The organism is Arthrobacter vasquezii, from assembly GCF_029455255.1.
GTDB lineage: Bacteria > Actinomycetota > Actinomycetes > Actinomycetales > Micrococcaceae > Arthrobacter_D > Arthrobacter_D parietis.
Map to the genome: position 1 here is coordinate 1 of NZ_JAROKN010000121.1, position 1,447 is coordinate 1,447.

Sequence of the window (1,447 nt, forward strand, 5' to 3'; positions counted from 1 at the left end):
GGGCCTCAGTGCGGCCGGCGGAGGCAGGCCGGCGCTGGCGGTGGGAGTTCCGCTCGCAGCCTCCATCTGGACTTATGACCTGATCGCCAAGAATCATGCCGTCCGCGGCGCGCTCACCATGGGCGCCTGCCGTGCCCTTGACGTCCTCATGGGTGCCGGTTTCGGGCACCTGCGCCCCGCCCTGAGTGCGGCGGTCATCATGGGCGGCCACACGGTCGGGGTCACCGTCCTCTCCCGCGGGGAAGTCCACGGAACAGCGCCGACGACGGCTTCCGGCGTCGCTGCCGGCACCGCCCTGCTTGCCAGTGCAGTAGTGGGCGGCACTCTGCAATCCGGTGGCAAAGAGTCCCGCAACCAAATCCTTGCCCTGCTTGCCGCTACAGCTGCCTACGCCGGCCGGTGCGCCCCGGCGCAGGTGCGCGCTGCCCGCAACCCGGTGGCAACAAATGCACTCGACGCCACTAAGGCGGGCATTCGCGCAATGGTGCCGCTGCAGGCAGCGCTCACGGTTCGCCACGGAAACCTGGCCGCCGCAGGCGTGCTTGCGTCGGTGGACCTGTTCGGGAAGCTCATGCGCACACGTTCGGGGAACAGGAAGTTGAGCGAGTCATGACGGCATCACCATTGCCCTTCAGCCTGGGATACGGCACCAACGGATTCACGGACCACCCCCTTCCAGTGGCCCTGGATCTCCTCGCCGAGCAGGGCTATGGAGCAGTGGCTCTGACCCTGGGGCATCCACACCTGGACCCGTTCGCCGAGGACCTGGCTGAACAACTGCAGGCCCTGCGGAAGACGCTCGGTGAGCTGAAGCTTCGCGTGGTCATCGAAACGGGCACCCGCTTCCTGCTCGATCCGCGCCACAAGCACCGTCCCGCCCTGGTGGATGAGGAGGCCGCAAGCCGCGTTGGCTTCCTGCGCCGCGCCGTCGACATCGCGGCACAGCTGGAGGCCGAGTGTGTCTCCTTCTTCTCGGGAGTCCTCCCGGACGGAACGTCCCCGGAAACGGGGTGGCAGCGGCTCACCGAACGTGTGGCGGACGTCGTTGAGTATGCCCGCGGCAAACGCGTGCTGCTGGCCGTGGAGCCTGAGCCGGGCATGCTGGTCGAGACGGTGTCGGACGCCCTGCGCCTCCGGGCAGCGCTCGGCGATCCGGACAACCTGCGGATCACCGTGGACATTGGGCACTGTGTAGTGGTCGAACCGGACGGCATACGCGGGGCACTTCTTGAGGCCGGGCCGCTGCTGGCGAACGTCCAGCTGGATGATATGCGCCCGCACGCCCACGAGCATCTGCCGTTCGGCGAAGGAACCGTGGATTTGCCCCTCGCGCTCGGCACCCTGGCCGAGTTGAACTACCGCGGTGTGGCCGCCGTCGAACTGCCGCGGCACTCCTACGACGCCCCGGGACTCGCCGCCCGCAGCATCGCGGCGCTCGGCGACGCCT

2 protein-coding genes are annotated in these 1,447 nt (G+C 68.5%); both read left to right on the forward strand.

The features are described 5' to 3' along the window. Window positions 1-613 (forward strand): UbiA prenyltransferase family protein (locus P4U43_RS17875; RefSeq protein WP_277359945.1); only part of this gene is annotated, 613 nt, incomplete at its 5' end. Continuing rightward, window positions 610-1,447 (forward strand): sugar phosphate isomerase/epimerase family protein (locus tag P4U43_RS17880; protein WP_277359946.1); only part of this gene is annotated, 838 nt, incomplete at its 3' end. The genes P4U43_RS17875 and P4U43_RS17880, both read left to right, overlap by 4 nt.